Source organism: Pseudomonadota bacterium (genome assembly GCA_039818985.1).
Lineage (GTDB): Bacteria > Pseudomonadota > Alphaproteobacteria > Sphingomonadales > Sphingomonadaceae > Alterisphingorhabdus.
This window is the reverse complement of record JBCBSU010000001.1, coordinates 1606309-1627949: the sequence shown is the minus strand read 5'-3', so window position 1 is coordinate 1627949 and position 21641 is coordinate 1606309. Positions and strand designations below refer to the sequence as shown.

16 protein-coding genes and 3 pseudogenes are annotated in these 21641 nt (G+C 58.9%); 7 read left to right on the top strand and 12 right to left on the bottom strand.

What is annotated here, in order from left to right; genetic code table 11:
- The first annotated feature begins 118 nt into the window (after positions 1–118).
- The gene (locus tag AAFX04_07745) at positions 119–2041 is read left to right on the top strand and encodes a potassium transporter Kup (protein MEO1045312.1); all 1923 of its coding nucleotides are present in this window, start codon (positions 119–121) and stop codon (positions 2039–2041) included.
- 30 nt (positions 2042–2071) lie between these two features.
- Here the strand turns inward: AAFX04_07745 and AAFX04_07740 are convergent, their stop codons facing one another.
- Positions 2072–3067 (bottom strand): nitronate monooxygenase family protein, encoded by a 996-nt coding sequence (locus AAFX04_07740; GenBank protein ID MEO1045311.1) that lies wholly within the window; start codon positions 3065–3067, stop codon positions 2072–2074.
- A gap of 143 nt (positions 3068–3210) precedes the next feature.
- Positions 3211–4869 (bottom strand): 2-isopropylmalate synthase, encoded by a 1659-nt coding sequence (leuA, locus tag AAFX04_07735; GenBank protein ID MEO1045310.1) that lies wholly within the window; start codon positions 4867–4869, stop codon positions 3211–3213.
- 342 nt (positions 4870–5211) lie between these two features.
- On the opposite strand from leuA, the gene AAFX04_07730 reads away from it, so the two are divergent.
- On the top strand, positions 5212–5691 hold the full coding sequence (locus tag AAFX04_07730; GenBank protein ID MEO1045309.1) for a YHS domain-containing (seleno)protein: 480 nt from the start codon (positions 5212–5214) through the stop codon (positions 5689–5691).
- A gap of 204 nt (positions 5692–5895) precedes the next feature.
- Here the strand turns inward: AAFX04_07730 and AAFX04_07725 are convergent, their stop codons facing one another.
- Positions 5896–6078 (bottom strand): hypothetical protein, encoded by a 183-nt coding sequence (locus AAFX04_07725; GenBank protein MEO1045308.1) that lies wholly within the window; start codon positions 6076–6078, stop codon positions 5896–5898.
- A 172-nt stretch (positions 6079–6250) separates the two neighbouring features.
- Here AAFX04_07725 and AAFX04_07720 point away from each other — a divergent pair, with 172 nt between their 5' ends.
- The gene (locus AAFX04_07720; protein ID MEO1045307.1) at positions 6251–6790 is read left to right on the top strand and encodes a YHS domain-containing (seleno)protein; all 540 of its coding nucleotides are present in this window, start codon (positions 6251–6253) and stop codon (positions 6788–6790) included.
- 74 nt (positions 6791–6864) lie between these two features.
- Here AAFX04_07720 and AAFX04_07715 read toward each other — a convergent pair whose 3' ends face one another.
- The 8 genes and pseudogenes from AAFX04_07715 to miaA all read right to left on the bottom strand — a co-directional run bounded on the left by AAFX04_07715 (position 6865) and on the right by miaA (position 16608).
- A complete protein-coding gene (locus AAFX04_07715; GenBank protein ID MEO1045306.1) occupies positions 6865–7491 on the bottom strand; it encodes a YceI family protein in 627 nt (208 codons plus the stop codon).
- Positions 7492–7585: 94 nt separating this feature from the next.
- A complete protein-coding gene (locus AAFX04_07710; protein ID MEO1045305.1) occupies positions 7586–11149 on the bottom strand; it encodes a CHAT domain-containing tetratricopeptide repeat protein in 3564 nt (1187 codons plus the stop codon).
- Between the two features lie 66 nt (positions 11150–11215).
- Positions 11216–11740: pseudogene (locus tag AAFX04_07705) on the bottom strand (GGDEF domain-containing protein).
- Between the two features lie 18 nt (positions 11741–11758).
- Positions 11759–11989, bottom strand: coding sequence for a hypothetical protein (locus AAFX04_07700; protein ID MEO1045304.1), 231 nt, complete (start codon positions 11987–11989; stop codon positions 11759–11761).
- 183 nt (positions 11990–12172) lie between these two features.
- Positions 12173–13207, bottom strand: a complete 1035-nt coding sequence (gene ilvC / locus AAFX04_07695; GenBank protein MEO1045303.1) for a ketol-acid reductoisomerase — start codon at positions 13205–13207, stop codon at positions 12173–12175.
- Positions 13208–13256: 49 nt separating this feature from the next.
- Positions 13257–13772: an acetolactate synthase small subunit gene (gene ilvN, locus AAFX04_07690; protein MEO1045302.1), complete on the bottom strand. Its 516-nt coding sequence runs from the start codon at positions 13770–13772 to the stop codon at positions 13257–13259.
- Entirely contained in the window at positions 13772–15523 is a 1752-nt protein-coding gene (gene ilvB, locus AAFX04_07685) for a biosynthetic-type acetolactate synthase large subunit (GenBank protein MEO1045301.1), read from the bottom strand. Before ilvB ends, ilvN begins: the two co-directional genes overlap by 1 nt.
- A gap of 98 nt (positions 15524–15621) precedes the next feature.
- Entirely contained in the window at positions 15622–16608 is a 987-nt protein-coding gene (gene miaA / locus AAFX04_07680; protein MEO1045300.1) for a tRNA (adenosine(37)-N6)-dimethylallyltransferase MiaA, read from the bottom strand.
- On the opposite strand from miaA, the gene serB reads away from it, so the two are divergent.
- Complete coding sequence (gene serB, locus AAFX04_07675; GenBank protein ID MEO1045299.1) at positions 16589–17503, top strand: phosphoserine phosphatase SerB; 915 nt, start codon at positions 16589–16591, stop codon at positions 17501–17503. The two genes, miaA and serB, sit on opposite strands and share 20 nt — an antisense overlap.
- A gap of 16 nt (positions 17504–17519) precedes the next feature.
- Here serB and AAFX04_07670 read toward each other — a convergent pair whose 3' ends face one another.
- Positions 17520–18647, bottom strand: a complete 1128-nt coding sequence (locus tag AAFX04_07670) for an SPOR domain-containing protein (protein ID MEO1045298.1) — start codon at positions 18645–18647, stop codon at positions 17520–17522.
- Between the two features lie 244 nt (positions 18648–18891).
- On the opposite strand from AAFX04_07670, the gene AAFX04_07665 reads away from it, so the two are divergent.
- The 3 genes and pseudogenes from AAFX04_07665 to AAFX04_07655 all read left to right on the top strand — a co-directional run bounded on the left by AAFX04_07665 (position 18892) and on the right by AAFX04_07655 (position 20756).
- Entirely contained in the window at positions 18892–19620 is a 729-nt protein-coding gene (locus AAFX04_07665; GenBank protein MEO1045297.1) for a ParA family protein, read from the top strand.
- Positions 19621–20181: 561 nt separating this feature from the next.
- Positions 20182–20421 (top strand): annotated as a pseudogene (locus AAFX04_07660) (hypothetical protein).
- Between the two features lie 62 nt (positions 20422–20483).
- Positions 20484–20756 (top strand): annotated as a pseudogene (locus AAFX04_07655) (tetratricopeptide repeat protein).
- Positions 20757–21641 lie beyond the last annotated feature (885 nt).

Below are 21641 nucleotides of genomic sequence, written 5' to 3'. Positions count from 1 at the left end.
ATAATGGCGCCAGCCTATTGAATATCGCGATATTCAGACACGGCCCCACAACAGGGAGATACCGGGAGGACCGGTGATGCACCGATCCGGAAATCCCGATACGCAATGACGACGGAATATGGCCTCCAAGGTTAAAGCCGAATTTTCGGCACGGCGAGCACAGCCGGACCAGCATGGCGCGACATGGAAGCTCGCGCTGGGGGCGATAGGTATTGTCTTCGGCGATATCGGCACCAGCCCGCTTTACGCCTTTCGCGAGACCTTTGTCGGGGCGCATAATCTGGCGCTCGACAAGCTGCATGTCTTTGGCGTGGTCAGCCTGATTTTCTGGTCTATGACGCTGGTGGTGGCGATCCAGTATGTGACCATATTGATGCGTGCCGACAATAAGGGGCAGGGCGGTTCACTGGCACTGGTGGCCCTGATTCAGCGCAATGTCAGCGGTAGCCGCTATGGCGCCTTGCTGATTCTGCTCGGCGTTTTTGCCACCGCTTTATTCTACGGCGACAGCATGATTACTCCGGCAATTTCGGTGCTGTCGGCGGTCGAGGGGCTGACCGTAGTCAATTCCGATCTGACGCCACTGGTGATCCCGATTGCGCTGGCGCTGCTGGTGTTCCTGTTCGTGCTGCAATCGCGCGGTACCGCCAAGATAGGCGCGCTGTTCGCGCCGGTGATGATCGTCTATTTCTCGGTCATTGCGACATTGGGCACGATCCAGATCACCCAGAACCCCGGAATATTGCTGGCGCTCAACCCCTGGTATGCGGTGCAGTTCTTCATCACCGATGGCTGGGAGGCGTTCCTCGCGCTCGGTTCTGTGGTGCTGGCGGTGACCGGCTCGGCAGCGCTCTATGCCGATATCGGCCATTTTGGTCGCGGTCCGATGCGGCTGTCCTGGTTCGGCTTTGTCATGCCGGCCCTGCTGCTCAACTATTTCGGACAGGCGGCGATGATCGACCGGCTAAGCGGGCCGGAAGCCGCCGAAGTCATCCAGAATCCGTTCTTCCTGTTGGCACCCGAATTTCTGCGCCTGCCGCTTGTACTGCTGGCGACGGTGGCAACCTTTATTGCCAGCCAGGCGGTGATCTCCGGCGCATTCTCGATCACCCATCAGGCGATCCAGCTGGGCTTTGTACCGCGCCTTTCGATCAAGCATACCAGCGCCTCCGAAGCCGGGCAGATTTATATCCCGGTGATCAACTGGATGCTGATGACGGCGGTGATCATTCTGGTGCTGACCTTCGGCAATTCATCCAATCTCGCATCGGCTTATGGCATTGCCGTGACCGGCGCGATGACCATAGACACCTGTCTGCTGGCGGTGCTGGTGTTGGCGGTCTGGAAATGGCGTGCCTGGTATGCGGTGCCGATGCTGGCGATATTCTTCATCGTCGACTTTTCCTATTTCACCGCCAATCTGACCAAAGTGCCCGATGGTGGCTGGTTCCCGCTGATGATCGGTGCCATTGCCTTTACCATGCTCACCACCTGGTCACGCGGGCGCAAGGTGATGCGTGAGAACATGGATGATGGTGCACTGCCGCTCGAGATCTTCGCCAAGTCGGCGAAGAACAGCGCCACCCGGGTACCGGGCACCGCGATCTTCATGGCGTCCAGTTCTGCTGGTGTGCCACCCGCATTGCTGCACAATATGAAGCACAACAAGGTGATTCATGAGCGGGTTGTGGTGCTGACCGTGAAGATCGAGCAGGTGCCCTTTATCGAGCCGTCCGAACGCTGCAAGGTCGACGATCTGGGCAGCGGTTTTTACCGACTGATCCTGCGCTTCGGTTTCATGCAGAAAACCGACATTCCCAAGGCGCTGAAACAGGTAAAGCAGTGCGGCCTGCCATTTGACATGATGCAGACCAGCTTCTTTCTGTCGCGCCAGACGCTTCTGGCATCGGAAAAGCCAAAAATGCCGCTATGGCGCGAGAAGATATTCGCCTGGATGTTGCGCAATTCCGCCGGGCCGATGGACTTCTTCCGGCTACCGACCAACCGGGTGGTAGAACTGGGCAGCCAGGTAGAAATTTAATATCCTCGCCAAGAACGGGAAGGATGAATGTTAGACCGTTGCCAGTTCCTTCCATCCGGCACTGGCGATGCTGTCCATGCGGGCCTTGGCTTCGAGATATTCGCGCTCAAGCCGATCGACCATGTCGGCGACGCTCAGCACTTCCTTGACCGCGCCAATGCCCTGACCGCTGCCCCAAATGTCTTTCCAGGCCTTTTTGTCGGTATTGCCGCCCGAACCGAAATTCATCGTGCTATAATCGCCATCGGGCAGGTTGTCCGGGTCCATACCGGCATTCTCGATCGACTGGCGCAGATAATTGCCATGCACGCCGGTGAACAGGTTGGAATAGACGATATCGGAGGCGCGGCCCTCGACAATGCCGCCTTTATAACCGCTGTCCGCATTGGCTTCCTTGGTGGCAATGAAAGCTGAACCGATATAGCCGAGATCAGCGCCCATGGCCTGTGCGCCAAGCACGGACGCGCCGGTGCCTATGGAGCCAGACAGGGCAACCGGGCCGTCAAACCATTCGCGGATTTCCTGCATCAGGCCGAAGGGCGAAGTCGTGCCCGCATGGCCGCCTGCGCCTGCCGCAACCGGGATCAGGCCATCCGCGCCTTTTTCAATCGCTTTATGGGCGAAACGATCGTTGATGACATCGTGCATGGTGATGCCGCCCCAGCTGTGCACCGCCTTGTTAAGATCCTCGATGGCGCCGAGGGAGGTGATGACCATTGGTACCTGCCATTTGGCACAGGTGGCCATATCCTGCTCAAGTCTGTCATTCGATTTATGGACAATCTGGTTCACCGCATAAGGCGCGGCAGGACGATCAGGATTATCACGATTATGCGCCGCCAGTTCCTCGGTAATCTGGTGCAGCCACTCATCGAGCAAGGCTTGCGGTCGCGCGTTGAGCGCAGGGAAGGAGCCGACGATACCGGCCTTGCACTGCGCAATGACCAGCTCCGGGCCGGATACGATAAACAGCGGCGAGCCAATGATCGGCAGGCGTAGATTGTCGAAAAGCGGGGGCAGGGCCATGGTGTCTCTCTCCGGATGTTCGGGATAGTGGTAAGTGAACGGCGCGGCAGCGCGGTTGTTCCGTCATAGTGTAATGACCGTAGGGGTCAACGCGATTTAAGTGATCGGTTAAATTGTAATCCTCCCTGGGACGGGGAGGAGGATCAGACGGAATTCAGCGCGCTTAGCAGCGCCTCCAGCGAGGCCGTGGCAACATCTTCATTGATGCCGACACCGAAATGGCGGTGATTGTCGATCAGCACCTCGACATAGGCAGCGGCGCGGGCGTCCGACCCATGGCCGATGGCATGTTCGCGATAGTCGATAATATCAATAGCATGCTCCAGCGTCTGCGACAGTGCGTTGACCACGCTCGACATCAGGCCATTGCCGCGGCCGCTAATCGCGATATCGCCGCCGGGACCGGTCACCGTGCCGGTGAGCAGATAATCGCTGCCCTTGCGCTGTTCCGCATAGTCACCGAGTTGCCAGGCACCGCTGCCATCGAGATGATAATAGCGGGTGAAACATTGCCAGATATCCTGCGAATGCAGCTCGCGACCAAGGTCATCGGCGAGTTTCTGCACCGCGCGGCTGAAATGCGCCTGGAGCTTTTTCGGCAGGCGCAGGCCATAATCCTGTTGCAGTACCCAGGCAACGCCGCCTTTGCCGCTTTGCGAATTGACGCGGATCACCGCTTCATAATCGCGGCCCAGATCGGCAGGGTCGATGGGCAGGTACGGCACGCGCCAATGCGGATCGTTGCGTTTTTCCTGATCGGCAAAGCCTTTTTTGATCGCGTCCTGATGGCTACCGGAAAAGGCGGTGAAAACAAGCTCACCGGCATAGGGGTGGCGTGCAGGCACCGGCAGCTGGTTGCAATGCTCGGCGGTCCTCACAATGGCGTCCATGTCGGAAAAATCCAACCCCGGATCGATGCCTTGCGTGTACATATTGAGCGCCAGCGTAACCAGATCGACATTGCCGGTCCGTTCGCCATTGCCGAACAGGCAGCCTTCAATGCGGTCGGCCCCTGCCATCAGCCCGAGCTCGGCGGCAGCGACACCTGAACCACGATCATTATGCGGATGCAGGCTGATGATGACACTGTCGCGGCGCGAGATATGGCGGCAGAACCATTCGATCTGATCGGCATAGATATTCGGTGTCGCGGCCTCGACTGTAGCGGGCAGGTTTAGGATCAGCGGCTTTTCGGGCGTTGGCTGGATCACACTGATCACCGCCTCGCAGACCTCGAGCGAGAAATCGAGCTCGGCGGTGGAAAAGGTCTCGGGCGAATATTCGAAACGCCAGTCGGTCTCCAGGTAGCGCGCCGCCTGCTCCATCAGGATTTCGGCGCCGCTGACGGCAATATCGCACACCCCGGTGCGATCGAGCCCGAAAACAATCTCGCGCCATGCGGGAGACACGGCATTATACAGATGCACTATGGCGCGGTGTACCCCTGCCAGGCTCTCGAAACTGCGTTCGATCAGGTCTCGGCGCGATTGGGTCAGCACCTGCACTGTGACGTCTTCGGGGATATTGCCGCTGTCGACCAGTCCACGGATAAAGGAGAATTCGGTCTCGCCTGCGGAAGGAAAACCGACCTCTATTTCTTTCAGCCCGATCTGTACCAGCAAGTTGAAATAGCGCTGTTTCTTTTCGGCATTCATCGGGTCGATCAGCGCCTGGTTGCCATCGCGCAAATCGGTTGAGAGCCAGCGCGGCGGTTGCGTGATCTGCCGGTCGGGCCATTGCCGGTCGGGCAAGTCGATGAGCGGGAAGGGGCGATATTTTTGTGACGGGTCTTTCAGCATGATGGATTCTATATGCTCATTGGTGGCGCGCCATCAGCGGCGCTGGCGGATCATATCTATCGAAAATTGTCCCTGGGCATGTTGCGCCGGGCAGCTGCGCGGCACGGTTCACGCCCAAGGGCGCGTAAGTCGTAGATCCAGAATGCCAGTACCTGTTTTCATAGTTCCAGCGTGGCTCAGCCGGTCGCCGCATGCAAGGCGAAACCGCAAAGTGCTGAAAATTTTTATCGCCCAATGAAACCTTATCCGCTCCTGCGGCGAAGCTCATGGTGACAGTTATGTCTCGCAATACCTGTTCAAAACCAAGCGTTTTGAATGCGCTACCCCTATGCAAGGATAAATGCCATGAAGACTTTAATGACTTCGCTCGCCCTGGTTCTGGCGGCGACCACCACCGGCGCTGCATTGACCAGCGCTGCCATTGCCGGTCCGACCTTTACCGGCCTGGAAGGCAATACCGCCGTCAGTGGCTATGATGTCGTGTCCTATTTTGAGGGCAATGGACAGCCGGTGCGCGGCTCGGACAAATTCAAAGTGTCTTATAAAGGCGCCAACTATTTCTTCGCCTCGGCAGCCAATGCCACGAAGTTCAAACAGAACCCGACCGCCTTTGCGCCGCAATATGGCGGCCATTGTGCCTGGGCCATGTCGCGCGGCTCGCTCGCCCCGGGTGATCCGCTGCTGTACAAAGTTGTCGACGGCAAGCTGTATCTCAATTTCAACAAGAATGTGCAGCAGACCTGGCTGAAGGACGTCCCCGGCTTTATCGCCAAGGCGGATGCACAATGGCCGTCCATTCCTGACAATGCGAAATTCGGTGGCTGAAACCACCGATAGGTGCCGGGGCAGGTTGCATCTTCCTGGGCCGCATTCTCGGCTCCGGCACCGCTTTTCCCTTAATACCATCCCTGTCCCTGAACTGGAGAAAACCATGTCCATGATGAAAACTGTCGCCGCGATGATGACCGTTGCCGGCGGAATGACGATTGCCGCCGCACCGGCGCAAGCCGCGTTTGAAACCCCCGCGCATCAGAATGCTTGTGCCGGCTGCTCGGCCTGCAGCGCGTGCAGCGGCTGCGCTGCTTGTTCCGCCTGCTCTGCCGATTGTGGTGCCTGTGGCGCGTGCAGTGCCTCGGATGATGCCTGCTCAGCCTGTGGTGCGTGTTCAGCCTGCGGCGCTTGCTCAGCCTGTGGTGCCTGCTCGGCGTCCAAGTAACCTGTCCGGTATCGGTAAAAGGGCCTTCGCTCCCTGACGGGCGAAGGCCCTTTGCGTATTTCGAAGGATTGTTTTGGGAAGACAGAATATTTTTTCTGATGCAAGTGTAACGCCTGCGCAACGATGCGCGAACAGCCATATGATAACGCAATCAAGGAGTTTATTATCATGAAGAAATCGATTTTGTTCGCGGCTGTAGCCAGCCTTGCCCTTGCCGCCTGTGGTGGTGCTACCGATGCCCCGGCCGATGACATTGCCGCTGCCTCCAGCAGCATTGTCGCCGATCTGGGCGGTCAGCCGGCCGGTCCGGTCTATACCGCAGAGCCTGGCGAAACGCTGGCGCTGTCGGGCTATGACGCGGTGTCCTATTTTCAGGGTGACGGTGTTCCGGTCGAAGGCAGCGAAGACCATGTTGTGGTCTATCAGGGCTATGATTATCGTTTTGCCAGCGAAGAAAATGCCAAGGAATTTGCCGGTGATCCTGCCAAATTCGCACCTGCTTATGGTGGCTATTGCGCTTGGGCCATTGGTGCAAAGGATGCGCTCGCACCCGGCGATCCGAATGTCTACGAGATTGTCGATGGCAAGCTCTATTTGAACTTCAACGAAGAAGTGAAGAGCAACTGGGCTCCGGAAAAAGAGAAATTCATCGAGCAGGGCGACGTAAACTATCCCCAGCACGATGCCAGCGAGCACTACAAAGCATAAGCAACGCTAATTCTCTAAAAAAAGGGGCGCTTGCCACAAGGCAGCGCCCCTTTTTTATGCTGAGAACTGGTGGCTTACTGCTTCTCAAATGCGACCGAGATATCCAGTTCGACCTCATCGCTGACAAACGGAATACCGTAATTCACGTTGAAATCGCTGCGTTTGATCGTTGTGGTCGCCTCAAAGCCGACCGTTTCCTTTCGGTTGAACGGATTGGTGCCGGCGCCGGTGAATTCACTATCCAGGGTGACCGGCTTGGTAACGCCGTTGAGCGTGAGATCGCCGGTGATCTTGGCAGTCATGCCGTCTACGACCACGGCGGTCGAAACGAAGCGCGCATCCGCCGGCTCGGGGCCGAAAAAGTCAGCCGGGCCGCCATCCTTGCCGGGGCGCAGCAGATGTTCAGTCAGGCCGGCACTGGCGGTGGTCACCTTGCTGACCGGAATAGTGATATCGACCCTGGCGGCGCCGAGATTGGCGGGGTCGATGGTGAGCGTTCCGGTGGCGTCACCGAAAATGCCGAAATAGTCGTTGAAACCGAAATGGCTGACGCGCCAGCCGATCAGCGTATGGCCGGGATCGGTGGCATAGGTGCCGGCGGTGACGCGGTTTGCATCGACCTGGCCGGGGACCTGTGGTGCCGACTGGGCGATAAGCGGTGTGGCGACGAGAAGGGAAGCGAAGACAAGAGCTTTTTTCATCGGGGGAGTTCTCCTATTGGCTGAAACGGCCCGCATTACATAATGCAGTGTCGCCGGTTTCGCCAGTCTTGCCGAAAAGGGCATCGCGGCGGTGTCATCGGATATCACCGATATAGGAAAATGGTGCCCAGGCGCTGGGATGCGACCAGCTTGCCAGATCGTCATCGGCGCGGCGGTCATTGCGCACCGCGGCCATCGCCGCCTGCAGCGCCTCGGCGCGTGACCAGCCGGGGTTATCGCGCTGCAATTCGAACAGCCTTACCGTCATCACCGCAGCGACATCGTCGCGTACCGGCCAGTGCGAGGCGAGCAGGCTTTCCGCTCCGGCATAGAAGAACGATCGGGCCAGTCCCGAAAGACCTTCTGCTCCCTCGCTGCCGTCACCCGCGGCGGTGTTGCAGGCCGACAGGATCACCCATTGCACGTCCAGCGGCAAGGCTGTCACTTCGGAGGCGGTTAACAGCCCGTCATCGGCCTGTGTGGCTATTTGAGGCGGGGTAAAGAGCAAGCCAGGCTCGGCAATTTCGCCTTCCATCTCGCCGGCGACGAGGCCATGGGTGGCAAGGAACAGCACCGACAGATTGCCGAGATCGGTGTTCTTTATGTTGGTCTCGGTGGCTTTCTCGGCGAGAAAAAGCCGGGTGCGACCGATGCCGAAAACCCGTTCCATGGCGCGCAATTCGCGTTTAGTGCCTGGCAGACGTGCCAGTTTGCGCAGCTTCTCCGGATCGGCCAGCCGCAGACTGGCTGAAGTGCCGCCATTATTACGCCATATACTCATCGGTGTGGCGCCACCGGCGCGAGTCAGGCGCTGGCGCGCGCTGGTGCCGCGATTTGCAGGCTCCCCGTCAAGTACCGGGTCACCAAAACCCAGCATCATGGCTTCGTCGCCGACGTCGCTGTCCTGCTCTAAGGCGCGTAGCAATTGCAGTGACTGGAAAGATGGCAGCTGGACCAACGCAATCCGGTCGGCAAGCCATGGCGTTGCGCGCAGGATATCGGCATCACCATCGGCTCCCACCGGCTGCTCGGTAACGAGAACGCCAAAGGGTAACGATGACAGCGCCCCGGTTGCGGCAACAAAGAGATGGCGCTTTCCTGCTATCTGCCGGGCGAAGGGCGCCACAAGTTCGCGATAAAGCAGATGCGCGGTGGCGCGATCAAAGGGGTAGGGGCCTTCGCCTTCACCGAGCCAGCGGGCATTTTCCTCCTCGCTCACCTGTACATTGGCACCAAGATCCCAGAGCAGACGGCGAACATGCGCGTTTAGCTCTGCTTCACTTAGTGCGGATCTTTGCCATTGCACGCTTTCGCCAGTCAGCAACAGCGTGTGAATACCCCGTGCGGAAGGCACCACCAGCAGGAAGGCTTCATCCGCCCCCAGCATCGCTTGCGCGCTGGCCAGATCAAGCGGCCTGGGGCGCACCAGCTCGAAATAGCCGGGCGCGGCGACGGCAATCGCCTGGTTGATTTCGCTGCGGCGAAAATTCTTGCGGCGGATTGCGTTATAGATCGCTTCACGCGCTTGTCGGTCACTGGCGAGATCGCCCTGTGCCAGCGTTGGGGCATCTTCAATGCCCAGTTCTGCGCGCTTGCGAAGGATATAATTACGCAGATCGCGGCCGCGCCGTCCCTCTCGGGTCAGTCCTGTGCTGCGCCCATAATAGCGGCTTTCAAGTTCGTCGATCTCGGTGTCTATCAGCGCACGTTCATTCAGGAGTTCATCAACGCCACCGCGTTCTGCAGCGCGTTCTGCTGCGGCTTTGGCAACGGCGCGACTGGTTGTACCAATCATTGCTTCCTGCAACGCGATAAAGGCTGCCTCGCTATTTGCCCTATTATCCTGATTCACCGTCCACAGCGCATCAGCGAGCAAGATGAAATAATCACGATATCTGGGTACGCCGCCATAAGCCCATGGATCGCTGGTTTCATAGCTCAGGCGTTTCTCGTCACTGCGCGAAAAACCAAGGGAATCACGATAGGCGCGCACCCCGGTCGCTGCATGACGCGCCGCTTCAAGTGCCAGATCGGCCTCTGTGCCATTGTCCAGCAGCAATGTGGCAAAGGTGGCTTTCAGCTCGTTGAGCGTGGCGTAAGGGTCAATAAATCCGTCAGACAGCAAGCGTGACTGCATCGGGTCATTATAGATTGGCATGATATCGTTATCGGGATGGGCCAATATGTCACGCATCATGGCAATGGCATCATCTGTTCTCCCGATCTGGATGAGCATATCGGCGTAGCGGTTGAGGCTGTGCCAGACCTCAAAATGGCCGTCGCCAAAGCCTGCACGCGATACCGCAAGGGCTTTGCGATACGCATTTTCGGCGCGGGCATATTTATCGGCAAGCCGCCATTGAAATGCTGTGTCGCGCCAGAATCTGACAAGCTCATGCGATTGTTCACCTGATTGCTGGGCGATCAGCGCTGCCTTCTCGTCAAGAAGTCGCTCACGCAGATCATCATCACCTATCCCGGCAGCCTGTTTAATGGCTGTATCGAGTCTGGCTATCCTGGTGTCGCGATTGGCGCTTGCCATGCGATCAGTGACCAGATTCTCCTGCCCCAGCGGTTTCAACAGGGCCAGTGCCTGCTCGATATCGCCACTTCCCACGGCACGCTTGGCATAATCATCAAGAATGGCATCCATGATCTCACTGTAGCGTGTATCAAAATAGCTGGTGTCACCGGTCGGGTCGGGCGCATAGGCAGGGGCATTAGCCAGAATGGACAACCAGCGATTGTCCATGTCCTGCAACGCGCTGAACATGTCGATTTTGACCAGGAAATCGCGATAGTTGCGGAAGTCGCGAAGCAGATCATAGTCTGCCTCGCAGGATTTTGCCTCGCACGTCGCCAACGCCTTCAGCCTTGGCATCAGATTGCCGCGCAATATGGCCATCGCGTCATCATTGCGTTTCACATTCTGCAGAAAGCGGGCATATTCCGCCATGAATGCGCGGCGATTTTCCTCGGCGCGGCTGCATTTGGTGCCCCATATTTCGCTCTCGCATCCTTCCCAGCGCGGGGTGAAGCGGGCGATGACCGCCTCGAACCTCGCAACGGCCTCATCGGTTCTGCCTAGGTCATGCAGGATGTTGCCATGGACGATCAGCGCGGTGCCCAGGCTCCTTTCGTCGTGCGAGCAGCCGCGAATGATGCTGCCCTCAATGCCAGCGATGTTCGTTTGTTCGATCCGGCCGCAGCCATAGGCGATATCCGCCAGCTTATCGACATAGGCGCGCTCTACCGGCTCCGCTTCAGCGGTAAAGCCGTTTATCCGCAAGGCTATTGAATAGTCGCGTCGGGCAAAGGCGACCTCGGACGAATCCGCACCGTGCATTGCGATCAGACGGGGAATGAGGTCTTGCAATATGCGCTGTGCTTCGGGGCTGCGCTGGGCTGAGATAAGATTGACGGCATGCAGTTGCAACTCGCCGGCATATTCCGGACTGTCTTCACCGAAGCGCGCGGCCATCAGCGCGATGAGTTTTTCGGACTCGATTGCTCGTTCGGCTGACGATGTACTGAACACCTTTGCCCGCTGCGCTGCGATTTCCGGATCGTCATCCCCGGGACGCTGCCATTGCGCCGCAGCCGGTGCGGCGACACACAGAGCGAGACACAATATCCAAAGCCGGACGATGTTCAGCATCACATTCCCCCATGTGCAGCTTAACGCGGACAAAGGGGGAAGGCAAAATGAGGAAAGCGTGCGCTTCTATTCCGCTGCTATGGGTGAACCGGCGGCGCTTTGTGATGTTCTTCGTTTGTGCTGTGAGGGGTTGTAGATAGCGACCCGATTGCGGCCATTATGCTTGGCAGTGTAAAGCGCGGCATCAACCTTGCGAAATGGGTGTTCTCGATCGACTTCCTTCAACCGGCCCATTCCTATGCTGACGGTGAGCCTGTGCGGTATTGCTGTGATGCCTTCAAATTGCGCCGATTCAATACGCTGTCGAATCATCTCGGCGATTATTGATGCTTGCTGAAGGCCCTTGTTCCGGATGATCAGGGCAAATTCTTCACCACCAATCCTGCCGGCAACATGGTTGCCGTCGTCTATATTGCGCAAAATATCCGCGATGATATGCAACGCTTCATCACCCTTATGATGGCCGAAATCATCATTTATTCTCTTGAAATGATCGGCGTCGATCAACAACAGCACATCATCACTTGCCGCATCGAGGCGTTGTTCCAGCCGGGCAAGAAAGTGGCGGCGGTTGAACAACCCGGTCATGGCGTCATGCGATGCTTCATATTACAACTTGTCGTTCAACCGGATCATCTGCTCACGCGATGCGGACAATTCCGCGTTGAGCAATTGCAGCCTGTGACCCTGCACGGTCAGATAATAGCCAACGGGAAGGCTGCACAGAATGGGCACCAGCACTGCAAAAGCGGCTGCCGGATAGAATTGCTGATCGATACCGTATAGTGCATAATAGGCGCTGCAGGTGAAAGTTACCGACACAGCAACAGAGAACCCCACTATTTTGAGGATTCTCCACTTCATCTTTGCATCAAGGCGCACCGCTGAAAGCATGGCACATCAATACAGGTGCAATGTTGAAACTACGTTTGCGACCAAGGTTAATATCGTAACTATGCCTTTGCAGCACTTTAGGGCGTTGCGATATGCATTATTCTCCGCTGATCATTTTCGGGTCGGGCGCTAGTTCTTTTCCTTGTCGACCAGCTTGTTGGCACCGATCCACGGCATCATCGCACGCAGCTTTTCGCCGGTTTCCTCGATCGGATGGGCTGCCTGGCGCTTGCGCGCCGCTTTCATTTCCGGATTGCCGACGCTGTTATCGACCATGAAGCGCTGGACAAAGCGACCCGACTGGATGTCTTCGAGCACCCGCTTCATCTCGGCGCGGGTCTCTTCGGTGATGATGCGCGGGCCGGTCTGGTAATCGCCATATTCGGCCGTGTTGCTGATCGAATAACGCATATTGGCGATACCACCCTCATACATCAGGTCGACGATCAGCTTGACCTCGTGCAGACACTCGAAATAGGCCATTTCCGGCGCATAACCGGCCTCGACCAATGTTTCGAACCCGGCCATGACGAGGTTGGTGACACCACCGCACAACACCGCCTGCTCGCCGAACAGATCGGTTTCGCACTCTTCGCGGAAATTGGTCTCGATAATGCCTGAACGGCCGCCGCCCAGTGCGGCAGCATAGGACATGGCGAGCGCCTTGGCATAGCCATTGCCGGCATGTTCGCTGCTCTCCTGGTCGACCGCTATGAGGCAGGGCACACCGGCGCCGCGCAGATATTCCGAGCGCACTGTATGGCCCGGGCCCTTGGGTGCGATCATGATGACATCGACATCTGCGCGCGCCTCGATCAGGCCGAAATGGACGTTGAGGCCATGGGCAAAGGCAAGAGCGGAACCCGGCTGCATATGCGCGGCCAGTTCCTCATTATAGATTTTCGCCTGGTGCTCATCGGGTGCCAGCATCATGATGACATCGGCCCAGGTTGCAGCTTCGCTGTTGGACATCACCGAAAAACCGGCTTCTTCCGCCTTTCTGCGTGTGGCTGAGCCTTCACGCAGCGCAATCGCCACTTCCTTGACGCCGCTGTCGCGCAGATTCTGTGCATGGGCATGGCCCTGGCTGCCATAGCCGATGACCGCGACCTTCTTGTCGCGGATCAGCTCGAGATCGGCGTCGGAATCATAATAGGCTTGCATCAGTTCGTCCTTGTTCTTTGGTAAGGAATAGAGTTGTTAAATCTCTGGGTTATCCAGCATCAGGGCCACGGGCTATGGCGACCACGCCGGTGCGACCGACCTCAACCAGTCCGACCTTGCGCATCAGGTCGATAAAGGTGCCGATCTTTCGCGGCCCGCCGGTAATCTCGAAGACAAAGCTCTCGGTGGTGGCATCGACGACGCGGGCGCGATAGACATCGGCCAGCCGCAGCGCCTCGATACGATGATCGCCGACACCCGCGACCTTGACCAGCGCCAGCTCGCGCTGAACATGCGGGCCGCGTTCTGTAAGATCGGAGACGCTGTGCACCGGGATCAGCCGGTCGAGCTGGGCAATGATCTGTTCGATCACCGTTGGCGGGCCGTTGGTGGCGATGGTGATACGGCTGATCGTATGATCCTCGCTGATATCGGCCACGGTCAGGCTCTCGATATTATAGCCGCGCGCGGTGAACATGCCGGCGATGCGGGCCAATATGCCGGCCTCATTGTCGACGATAACGGTCAGCACATGCCGTTCGGCGATTTCTTCCTTTATGTGCATCAGACCAGCGCCTTGGCTTCGTCTTCGGCCTCGCCGGTCACATCATCATCGCCATGCAGCATGATCTCGGTATGCGCCGCGCCCGAGGGAATCATCGGGAAGCAATTGGCCAGCTTGGCGACACGACAGTCGACCATCACCGGTCCCGGTGTCTCGATCATCCGGGTAATGCCGTCATCCAGTTCATCGCGCTTTTCGATGCGAATGCCGGTCCAGCCATAGGCTTCGGCCAGCGCAACGAAATCGGGCAGGGCGTCGGAATAGCTTTCCGAATAGCGGCTGCCATGGTTGAGCTGCTGCCATTGGCGCACCATGCCCATATATTCATTGTTGAGGATGAAGATTTTGACCGGCAGCTTGTACTGGGTTGCCGTCGCCAGCTCCTGAATGTTCATCTGGATCGAGGCCTCGCCGGCAATGTCGATGACCAGCGCATCGGGGCAGGCGATCTGCGCGCCGATGGCGGCAGGCAGACCATAGCCCATGGTGCCGAGGCCACCGCTGGTGAGCCATTTGTTCGGCCCCTCGAAATGATAATGTTGCGCCGCCCACATCTGATGCTGACCCACTTCAGTGGTGATGATCGCATCATGCGTTTTTGCGGCCTCATAGAGCTGTGCAATGGCACGCTGCGGCATGATGACCGGGCCATCATCCTCAGGATAGGAGAGGGACTCGCGTGCGCGCCAGCCTTTGATGCGTGACCACCATTCGGAATAATCCTGCGGCTTGCAGCTTTCCGCTTCCCAGCGATCGCATAGCGCTTCGATAAAAGCGCCGACATCAGCAACCACCGGCAGGTCGACAGTCACATTCTTGTTGATCGACGAACGGTCTATATCGACATGCACTTTGGTGGAGTTGGGCGAAAAGGCATCGAGGCGACCGGTGACCCGGTCGTCGAAACGCGCGCCGAGACAAAGGATCAGATCGGCGCGGTTCATCGCCAGATTGGCCTCATAGGTGCCGTGCATACCCAGCATGCCGAGCCATTGCGGTTCCGAAGCAGGGAAGGCACCCAGGCCCATCAGTGTTGATGTCACCGGGGCACCGGTCAGTTTGGCGAGCCGCCGTAGCTGTGTGCTCGCTTCGGGGCCGCTGTTGATGATACCGCCACCGGTATAGAGGATCGGCCTTTTGGCCTGTTTGAGAAGTGTGAGCGTGGCAGCGACATCGTCATTATCGGGAGCATGGGCCGGACGATAGGTCTTGTGCTCGGTGACCGGCCTGGCGCTGGATTCGGCGCTGGCGACCTGCACATTTTTCGGGATATCGACCACCACCGGGCCGGGGCGACCGCTGGTGGCGATATAGAATGCGTCATGCACCGCCGCGCCGAGCTTTGCTGGATCCTTGATCAGGAAATTATGCTTGGAGCAGTGGCGGGTCAGCCCAACGGTATCAGCTTCCTGAAACGCATCGGTACCGATCAGTGTCGTCGGCACCTGGCCGGTGATGACGACCATCGGGATCGAGTCCATAAAGGCATCGGCAATGCCGGTAATGGTGTTGGTGGCGCCGGGGCCGGAGGTGACCAGCACCACGCCGGGCTTGCCGGTGGCACGGGCATAGCCTTCGGCGGCATGCGCCGCACCCTGTTCATGCCGCACAAGGATATGGCGCAGCTTTGTATGCTGAAAAATGGCGTCGTAAATCGGCAGCACCGCGCCGCCGGGATAGCCGAAAATCACCTCGACTCCCTGATCGACCAGAGCTTCCACCAATATTTCGGCGCCGGTTTTTTCGGCCACGATTCTTCACCTTTTCCTGTATGTCATGAAGCCAATATGGCAGCGATAGGCAGGATGTTGCGACGCAGCAACCTTGGCCTGATATGAATCATAAAATGTCATGTCAACATTTTATCATATAATTTTATTACTAAATCATCGGCATTTTCATTATTTATGGTGTCTCTGCACCGTTGCCAGTCACTGTCCGGCTGATTGCCGAACCAGGTATATTGCCGTTTGGCATAGCGCCGCGTCTCCATCTGCCCCTGTTCGACCATAGTGTCGCGGTCGATATCCGCTGCAACAAAGGCGCGGATTTGCGGCACGCCAATAGCACGCATCACCGGCAGGTCATCGGCAAGGTTGCGCGCCACCAGCGCCCTGACCTCATCCACCGCACCATGATCGAGCATGGCGATGAAGCGCTGATCACACCGGGCATAGAGCCAGTCGCGGGGCGGTAGCAGGATAAGTGGCGCGAGGGCTATGTCCGCACCAATACCGCCGCTCTTTTGCCGTCGCCAATATTGGATGCTGCGGCCCGAGCTGCGTATCACCTCGAGTGCGCGCTGGATGCGGCTGGTATCATTGGGGTGAAGATTGGCGGCGGCGGCCGGGTCTTCATGCTCGAGTGCAGCCCAGGCCGCTGGTGTCGACAGAGCGCGCACATCTCCCCGTATATCGGGGTCGATATCGGGGATTGGCGCAATACCATAGAGCAGGGTGCGCAGATACAGGCCGGTGCCGCCGACCAATATCGGGATGATGCCACTGTTATGCGCTGATGCGATTGCGCTGCGGGCATCAGCGGCCCAGTCGGCTGCCGAGAACGGTTCTGCACCGTCGCGATAGCCGAAGAGCCGATGGTCGATACCGGCCATTTCCTGTGCATCGGGGCGGGCGGAGAGTATCGCAAGGTCGCGATAGACCTGGCTGGCATCGGCATTGATGACCATGGCCCGTTGGCCGGTACTTTCCAGCCGTTGCGCCAGCGTCACCGCCAATCCGCTCTTGCCGCTGGCGGTCGGCCCGGCAATAAGCGCTACAGCCGGTTTGCCGATTATGGTTTCAGGGGAATGGTCGATGCTCATAGTCACGCTCATAGCAGCAAATCCTGATGCGCCATCCCCCGGATTGACGGCGGCGGATCGCGACAGCGGGTTAAGCCTGCTCGCCGATGCGGGATTTGCTGCCGGGCAATGGGAATGGATTGAGCCGGAGCAGGTCGCGCGCCTGCCGCTCAATGGGGCAACCCATGAGAATATCGCTGCTGTTCGCACAGCACTGACACCGCTGACCGGGCATATCGATATCGCCATTCGTTCCGTCGATGCGCCAATGCCCCGGCTGATGCTATCGGATATGGACAGCACCATGATCGGACAGGAGTGTATCGACGAGCTCGCCGATTATGCCGGGATGCGCGATGCGGTGACCACGATTACCGAACGCGCGATGCAGGGTGATCTGGACTTTGCCGCGTCACTGAAGGAGCGCGTCGCGCTGCTGGAAGGGCTGCCTGAGCACGTCATTGCCGAATGCCTGGCCGAGCGTGTGCGCCCCAATCCTGGTGCCCGCACCCTGGTACAGACATTGCGCAAATTCGGGGTGGAAACGGTACTGGTCTCGGGCGGTTTTCACCATTTTGCCGACCCGGTGGCGGCGGAAATCGGGCTTCAGGGTGTGGTCGCCAACCGGCTTGATGTCGAGCATGGCCATTTGCTGGGGACTGTATCGGGGCCGCTGGTCGATGCCGCGATGAAAGCGCATGTGCTGGAACGCGAGCGCGAAACACTGAAACTGGCGCCCGAAACGACCATGGCCCTGGGTGATGGTGCCAATGATATTCCGATGCTCGATGCCGCCGGCTTCAGCGTTGCCTATCGCGGCAAGCCGGTTGCCGCAGACGCCGCCGATTTTGCCATCCGCCATAACGGCCTGACCGCTGTGCTGCACGCACTTGGCATGCCGCGCGCGCAATGGGCTGCTATCGACTAAATGCCCGCCATGCCGCCTATTTGCGTACGGTGAAACAATCTTGGCCGGTGGCTTTCAGGCTGCTGCAAAGCCGATCCGCCTCGCCGCGTGAGCCAAAAGGGCCAGCCTGAAGCCGGGTGACCTTGCCGGCCTTTACCAGATAAGGCTGAAGCTGGACCAGTGCCGAATTGCGCTGCTCTAGCCGGGTCCAAAGGGCTTCCGCCTTGGCCTGGCTGCTGAACGCACCGAGCTGTACCCGCCAGTTGCCGCTACGCGCAGCCTGCGCTGTCGGGCGTGTGGCCGGAGCGGTTCTGGCAACAGGTACCGAAGCCCTGGGTGCCGGGGTTGAACCTCCGGCAAAATCGGCCCCGGCATTGGCCGGGTTGACGGTCGCTATATCGACTACTTCTGGCTGGCGCGGCGCGGCTGGGCGTGTCGCTACCGAAGAGGGTGGAAGCTGGGTTGAGGGAATGGTGCGCGGCGGCGCCGGCGGCGTGCGCACAGCCTGCGTTGCTGCATCGCGCGTCCCCTGGTCTGCGGGTGGCAATGTTGCCGCTGCCAGTTGCCGCTGGCGCTCACGCGTCGCCTGTTCTTCGAGCTCGCCTGCAAGTGCGAGACCCCTTTGCCGCTGATCAAGCGGGATATACTGATCCATCGCTGCCAGGTTTTTCGATGCCTGAGGCAAGCCCGAAGCCGAAGCCCGGGTCATCAGCGCATAGGCGCGGACCCAGTCCTTGGTCACCAGATCGCCATTGAAATGGGCCGTGCCAAGCAGATATTGTGCCCTTGGTTCACCGCGCTTCGCCGAGGCTTCGAGCCAGGGTATGGCATCGCGGCGACGATTATTCTGGAACAGGATCAGACCGTAATTGTCGCCTGCCTGCAAATGGCCCTGTTCGGCAGCCTTGCGGAACCAGTCCGCAGCGATATTGAGATCCATCGGTACGCCGCGGCCGAATTTATAGGCCTGGCCGAGATTGAACTGGGCATCGGGATTGCCGTCAAGCGCTGGCTGCCGCCACTCGGCCACCGCCGTATCATAATCGCCCCGCTCCCAGGCATCGACTCCGGCTTTGACATCGGCCAGCGCGGGCATCGGCCCGACTGCCAGCGCCAGCGCCAGAAGCGCTGCGATCGGACGAAGGGAAAGGGGCATGTCTGTCATTTCTCAACTCCTGGGCCGGATCCGGCATCCGGTTAACGCGATAATGCTCTCCGGCGGCTCCATTATCGCCATGACAGCGGTGCCGGGGCCAATCATCGAAAACCACTATAGCTAATGAGATATTAGCAAAGGATTTATGCCCCGTCATCCGGCTGTTCGCCTGACGATCCGCAGCGCCGTTAACTCAAAATTAGGTCTGTTCTGCGAAACCATTCCCGAAAACTTGCGATTTAAGGGGATAACTGTGCGCGTACTCGCATTGGCATCACAAAAAGGTGGCTCGGGCAAAACCACATTGTCCGGGCATCTGGCAGTACAGGCCCAGCTTTCCGGGGCAGGCCCGGTTGTCCTGATCGATATCGATCCTCAGGGCTCGCTTGCCGACTGGTGGAATGAGCGCGAAGCGGAATATCCGGCCTTTGCCCAGACCACTGTTGCCCGGCTTGCTTCTGATCTCGCTGTGCTGCGCCAGCAGGGGTTCAAGCTGGCAGTCATCGATACCCCGCCGGCGATCACCATGGCGATCCAGAGCGTGATCTCTGTAGCCGAGCTGATTGTCGTGCCGACACGGCCCAGCCCGCATGATCTGCGCGCCGTCGGAGCCACGGTCGATCTGTGCGAACGTGCAGGAAAACCGTTGGTATTTGTCGTCAACGCCGCGACTCCCAAGGCGAAAATCACCTCCGAAGCCGCTGTCGCATTGTCACAGCATGGCACAGTGGCACCGACCACGCTGCATCACCGCACCGACTTTGCCGCCTCGATGATCGATGGCCGCACGGTGATGGAAGTCGACCCCAACAGCAAGTCTGCTGCCGAGGTGGGCGCACTTTGGAACTATATCTCCGACAGGCTGGAGAAAAACTTCCGTCGCACCATTTTCACCGCTCCGACCGCCGCCGCTGCGGCATCGCCCATGGCAGGCGCACCGCGCCCAATGGGTGGCTTTGGCCGTCGCATCGCAGGATCGTGAGGAAAGACAAAGATCATGGGTGATCCCAAACCACTGGCTTCTCTGTCCTCATCCCTGCTCGCCCGTAAAGGTGCGGCGCGGCCGGCGATGCGCAGGCAGATCAATTTCTCTGCGGCACCTGCCGATACCAGCGGTCATGAAGACCTGGGCTGGAACGATATGGGCTATGACGTCAATCCGCCGCAATCACCAACGCCCATTTCCGACAAGGCTGACGGTGATGACGAGCGCAAGGCCAATCCGCTTGCCGGTGCCATTCCGGAGGTGGTGAAACAGCAGGATGCTCTGAAGCAGAAACTGCAGCCGGACAGCGAGGCTGTTGAGCCCGATCCGGACCATGATGAGCAGCAGGAAAAAAGCGCGCCGACGCCCGTTAGCGATGTGCCGGATCAGGCCAGTGCCGAGACAGAAAAACCGCGTGGCATCGGTTCCATCCTTTCGCGCAAGCCTGGCGCATCGCAGCCGGTCATGCCCGAAAGCAAAGCAGCATCGCAGACTGTGCCTGTCGAACAACCGGCGGAAAAACCCTCCGAGCCGGCTGTGGTGCAGCAGAAAAAGCCGGCTGCTCCAGCCAGGCCGAAGCGTGTTGCCAAAGCCGCCAGGGGCGATGCAGCGGGCAAGCGTGCGGCATTCACATTGCGTCTCGATCCGCAGCGGCATTTGCGGCTGCGACTGGCCTGTGCGGTGCACAACCAGTCGGCTCAGCAACTGGTGACACAGGCACTGGACGAGATGCTGGGCAGCCTGCCCGAGATTGATGCGCTGGCAGGCCAGCTTCCGGCAACGGCAAAGAAGGCGTGAACAGTAACCAACAGGATCATGGCCCTGGGGCCAACACAGCATTGGGGCAAGACAGGAACAGGATGATGACAAGCAAGGTTGTATGGAAAGTCGCGGTTTCCTCACTGATCATGGGGGCTACGCTTGCGAGTTGCACCGGCAGCAGTCAGACGGGGCGGCCGCAGTCGCTGTCGGCCAAGGCCGAGAAATCGATCGCCAGGGGCCAGCCGGTTAAGGCTATCACCCGGGGTGAAGAGGCTGTGCGCATTGCTCCACGCGATGCCGAAAGCCGTGCGGTTCTGGCGCAGGCCTATCTCGCATCGGGCCGTTTCCTCTCGGCAGAAAAGACCTTTGAAGACGCGATGGAACTGGGCGACAGCAGCGCCCGGACTGTCATCAGCCTGGCGCTGGCGAAAATCGCCATCGGCAAGAATGATAACGCGCGCAACCTGCTCTCGGATCATCGTAATAACGTTCCTGCGAGCGATTTCGGTCTGGCTATGGCGCTTGCGGGCGATACCAAACAGGGGGTCAAGATCCTCGAGGACCTGGTCCGTAGTGGTGTCAACTCGCCGAAGGTGCGCCAGAATCTTGCTTATGCCTATGCTCTTGACGGTCGCTGGCGCGAATCGAAACTGGTGGCACAGCAGGACATTTCGCCCGAAGAGACCAATGCGCGTATCCTCAAATGGGCCCGCACGGCGCGTCCTGATCTTGGATATCTGCGTGTTGCCTCAGTATTGGGTGTCACTCCCGATGGCTCGGATGCTGGTCAGCCGTTAGAACTGGCGCTGGTCGAGCAGACAGAAAATGCCAAGGCAGTTGCTGTTACCCAAGCGGTCATGACTGGTAAACCGGTACCGGCGAAGAAGCCGGAGAAGCGCGAGCCTGTTGAAACCGTCGCGGTTCCGGCCGCACAGCAGCGGGCACTGCCCAAAAAGCCTGTCGAACTGGCTGCCGCAGCACCGGTTCCGGTCATTGCAGCGCCGAAAAAACCAATCCGTAGCGCGCCGCCGGCGGCCAAAGCTGAAGCTGTGCGCGTGACACAGCCGCGCACACTCGAAGCCATGGGCAAGCCGGCAGCAAAGCCGACTGTTGCGGCACCGGTAAAGGCTGATACCGCAGCACCCAAACCCGCTGCAAAACCCGTCTCGGTTCCGGCGGCTGGCAAACCCGCAGGCAAAGCCACCGATACTCCGGTAAAGGCCGCCACTGCGGCATCGAAACCGGCCGCCAAAGCG

Coding starts and splice junctions, on each gene's coding strand:
- AAFX04_07745 (MEO1045312.1), top strand. CDS start 119: ATGGCCTCCAAGGTTAAAGCCGAATTTTCGGCACGGCGAGCACAGCCG.
- AAFX04_07740 (MEO1045311.1), bottom strand. CDS start 3,067: ATGGCCCTGCCCCCGCTTTTCGACAATCTACGCCTGCCGATCATTGGC.
- AAFX04_07730 (MEO1045309.1), top strand. CDS start 5,212: ATGAAGACTTTAATGACTTCGCTCGCCCTGGTTCTGGCGGCGACCACC.
- AAFX04_07720 (MEO1045307.1), top strand. CDS start 6,251: ATGAAGAAATCGATTTTGTTCGCGGCTGTAGCCAGCCTTGCCCTTGCC.
- AAFX04_07715 (MEO1045306.1), bottom strand. CDS start 7,491: ATGAAAAAAGCTCTTGTCTTCGCTTCCCTTCTCGTCGCCACACCGCTT.
- AAFX04_07710 (MEO1045305.1), bottom strand. CDS start 11,149: ATGCTGAACATCGTCCGGCTTTGGATATTGTGTCTCGCTCTGTGTGTC.
- ilvC (MEO1045303.1), bottom strand. CDS start 13,207: ATGCAAGCCTATTATGATTCCGACGCCGATCTCGAGCTGATCCGCGAC.
- ilvN (MEO1045302.1), bottom strand. CDS start 13,772: ATGCACATAAAGGAAGAAATCGCCGAACGGCATGTGCTGACCGTTATC.
- serB (MEO1045299.1), top strand. CDS start 16,589: ATGCTCATAGTCACGCTCATAGCAGCAAATCCTGATGCGCCATCCCCC.
- miaA (MEO1045300.1), bottom strand. CDS start 16,608: ATGAGCGTGACTATGAGCATCGACCATTCCCCTGAAACCATAATCGGC.
- AAFX04_07670 (MEO1045298.1), bottom strand. CDS start 18,647: ATGACAGACATGCCCCTTTCCCTTCGTCCGATCGCAGCGCTTCTGGCG.